Below are 3,268 nucleotides of genomic sequence, written 5' to 3' on the forward strand. Positions count from 1 at the left end.
GGTCTGGCGTTGGTGGGCGATGCCGCGCATACCATTCATCCGCTGGCGGGGCAGGGCGTTAATCTGGGGTTCCGTGATGTGGATGCGCTGATTGACGTGCTGGTTAATGCGCGCAGCTACGGTGAATCCTGGGCCAGTCAGCCGGTGCTGAAGCGCTATCAGAATCGTCGTATGACTGATAATTTCATTATGCAGAGTGGGATGGATCTGTTCTACGCCGGATTCAGCAACAACCTGCAGCCGCTGCGTATCATGCGTAATCTCGGGTTAATGGCCGCAGAGCGCGCAGGCGTACTGAAACGTCAGGCCTTGAAGTATGCGTTAGGATTGTAATTCAGGCAGGCCTACGGGGGAAATACGTAGGCCTGATAAGCGGAGCGCCATCTGGCGATAAACGCAGAAAAGCAAAAAGCTCGCCGAAGCGAGCTTTTTTAATATGGCTGGGGTACGAGGATTCGAACCTCGGAATGCTGGTATCAGAAACCAGAGCCTTACCGCTTGGCGATACCCCAACGGGCGCACCCACAATGTGGACGACTTTTGAAATTGGCTGGGGTACGAGGATTCGAACCTCGGAATGCCGGAATCAGAATCCGGTGCCTTACCGCTTGGCGATACCCCAACAATATTTTGGCTTTACCGAACGAGTCGATACGTCCTTAATATGGTGGCTACGACGGGATTCGAACCTGTGACCCCATCATTATGAGTGATGTGCTCTAACCAGCTGAGCTACGTAGCCTGATACTATTATATTCTTCGATGGCTGGGGTACCTGGATTCGAACCAGGGAATGCCGGTATCAAAAACCGGTGCCTTACCGCTTGGCGATACCCCAATGACCGTTGCGGTGAACCGCTATATCGAAGAAAAAATGGCTGGGGTACCTGGATTCGAACCAGGGAATGCCGGTATCAAAAACCGGTGCCTTACCGCTTGGCGATACCCCATCCGTGCAACGCTTACGGGTGAATGGTGCGGGAGGCGAGACTTGAACTCGCACACCTTGCGGCGCCAGAACCTAAATCTGGTGCGTCTACCAATTTCGCCACTCCCGCAAAAAAGATGGTGGCTACGACGGGATTCGAACCTGTGACCCCATCATTATGAGTGATGTGCTCTAACCAGCTGAGCTACGTAGCCATCTTTTTTTCGCGTAACCTTATCGGCGTTGCGGGGCGCATTATGCGTATTGAGCCTTGAAGCGTCAACCCCTTTTTCATTGAAAATAGCTGGAATGTGACTGTTTGGTTAGGTTGCGAACAGCATGGCGCAATATTCGGCAATTATTAGTTATTAATTGTTTTTTTGCACAGAAAACAGACATAAAAAAAGAGCCCCGTAGGGCTCTTTTCTAAGGATTAACTTATTTATAAGCGGACTGATGTACGCCAACCGCACGACCAGAGGGATCGTTCATGGTTTTAAACGCTTCATCCCATTCAATCGCTTTGGCGGAAGAACAGGCTACTGATGGTCCGCCAGGCACGCATTCCGCCGCGCTGGCAACCGGGAACAATTCTTCAAAAATCTCACGGTACAAATACGCTTCTTTAGACGATGGCGTGTTGTAAGGGAAACGGAAGCTGGCGGTTTCCAGTTGTTGGTCAGAAACTTGCTCAGCAGCCACCTCTTTCAAGGTATCGATCCAGCTGTAACCGACACCATCAGAGAACTGCTCCTTCTGACGCCATGCGACGCTGGCAGGCAGGTAAGATTCAAAACATTCGCGCAGCACATGTTTTTCCATTTTACCGTTGCCGCACATTTTATCCTGCGGGTTGATGCGCATCGCCACATCAAGGAATTTCTTATCCAGGAAAGGCACGCGAGCTTCCACACCCCAGGCAGACATCGCTTTGTTGGCGCGGGCGCAGTCGAACATATGCAGCGCCTGCAGCTTACGCACGGTTTCTTCATGCAGCTCTTTCGCGTCTGGCGCTTTGTGGAAATAGAGATAGCCGCCGAATACTTCGTCAGAGCCTTCACCCGACAGCACCATTTTAATGCCCATCGCTTTAATTTTACGCGACATTAAGTACATCGGCGTTGAGGCGCGGATCGTTGTGACATCGTAGGTTTCGATGTGATAAATCACGTCGCGGATAGCATCCAGACCTTCCTGCACGGTGAAGTGGATCTCATGGTGCACGGTACCCAGATGGTTCGCGACCTCTTGCGCGGCTTGCAGATCCGGTGCGCCTTCCAGGCCGACGGCGAAGGAGTGCAACTGCGGCCACCAGGCTTCACTACGTTCCTGATCTTCAACACGGCGCGCCGCGTATTTTTTCGTAATCGCGGAAATGACCGAGGAATCCAGACCACCGGACAGCAGTACACCATAAGGAACATCTGACATCAGATGGCTTTTCACCGCATCTTCCAGCGCCTGACGCAGCTCGTTTTTATCGGTCACGTTGTCTTTTACCGCATCGTAATCAAACCAATCACGCTGATAATACTGACGAATTTCGCCGTCCTTACTCCACAAATAGCTACCGGCCGGGAATTCTTTGATTGTGCGACATACCGGAACCAGGGCTTTCATTTCAGACGCGACGTAGAAGTTACCGTGTTCGTCGTAACCCATATACAGTGGGATGATCCCGATGTGATCGCGACCAATAAGATAAGCGTCCTGTTCGCTGTCGTACAGGGCAAAAGCAAACATGCCTTGTAGGTCATCCAGGAACTCCGGGCCTTTTTCCTGATACAGCGCGAGGATAACTTCGCAGTCTGAACCGGTCTGGAACTGATAGCGATCGCCGTATTCCGCGCGCAGCGCCTGATGGTTATAAATTTCACCGTTAACCGCCAGGATATGCGTTTTCTTCACGTTGTACAGCGGCTGAGCACCGGCATTGACGTCGACGATGGACAGACGTTCGTGCGCCAGAATGGCGTTATCACTGGCGTAAATACCTGACCAGTCCGGGCCGCGATGGCGCATCAGACGAGATAATTCCAGGGCTTTTTTACGCAGTTCAACTGCGTCAGTTTTAATATCGAATACGCCAAAAATAGAACACATAACCTTCTCCGTTAACCTGTTGCGTGATGCTTTTTATGTTTGCTTGATAAAGAAAATGCCGCAAAGCGGGAGAGGGCGCAAGCGAATTACGGTGCGGAAAATAAAAAACGCAATGGTCATTGCTGATTGGTGAAAAAAGATTACGTAATGAGCGCTATTATTGATGAATCAGCAGTGAAAAGATGAATTTATTGAATGGGCGTGTTTTTCAGGCCGGATAACTTGCAGGTATTGTTA

General features: G+C 50.9%; 2 protein-coding genes and 7 tRNA genes. 1 reads left to right on the top strand and 8 read right to left on the bottom strand.

All coding sequences use genetic code 11. From position 1 onward, the window contains the following. A partial coding sequence (locus KQJ18_RS22815; protein ID WP_216422825.1) for an FAD-dependent monooxygenase occupies positions 1-333 on the top strand: 333 nt, incomplete at its 5' end. Between the two features lie 104 nt (positions 334-437). Here the strand turns inward: KQJ18_RS22815 and KQJ18_RS22820 are convergent. The 8 genes from KQJ18_RS22820 to asnB all read right to left on the bottom strand — a co-directional run bounded on the left by KQJ18_RS22820 (position 438) and on the right by asnB (position 3,031). Beyond that, a tRNA-Gln gene (locus KQJ18_RS22820) sits at positions 438-512 on the bottom strand. 35 nt (positions 513-547) lie between these two features. After that, a tRNA-Gln gene (locus KQJ18_RS22825) sits at positions 548-622 on the bottom strand. A 43-nt stretch (positions 623-665) separates the two neighbouring features. After that, positions 666-742 (bottom strand) — tRNA-Met (locus KQJ18_RS22830). A gap of 21 nt (positions 743-763) precedes the next feature. After that, positions 764-838 (bottom strand) — tRNA-Gln (locus KQJ18_RS22835). Between the two features lie 37 nt (positions 839-875). Beyond that, positions 876-950, bottom strand: a tRNA-Gln gene (locus tag KQJ18_RS22840). Between the two features lie 23 nt (positions 951-973). Beyond that, a tRNA-Leu gene (locus tag KQJ18_RS22845) sits at positions 974-1,058 on the bottom strand. An 8-nt stretch (positions 1,059-1,066) separates the two neighbouring features. Next, positions 1,067-1,143 (bottom strand) — tRNA-Met (locus tag KQJ18_RS22850). 223 nt (positions 1,144-1,366) lie between these two features. Then, positions 1,367-3,031 carry an asparagine synthase B gene (gene asnB / locus KQJ18_RS22855; protein ID WP_038638793.1) on the bottom strand — a complete coding sequence of 555 codons (1,665 nt, stop codon included), beginning with the start codon at positions 3,029-3,031 and terminating at the stop codon, positions 1,367-1,369. Between the last annotated feature and the right edge of the window lie 237 nt (positions 3,032-3,268).

It is taken from the genome of Citrobacter sp. S55_ASV_140 (assembly GCF_018919505.1).
GTDB lineage: Bacteria > Pseudomonadota > Gammaproteobacteria > Enterobacterales > Enterobacteriaceae > Citrobacter > Citrobacter werkmanii.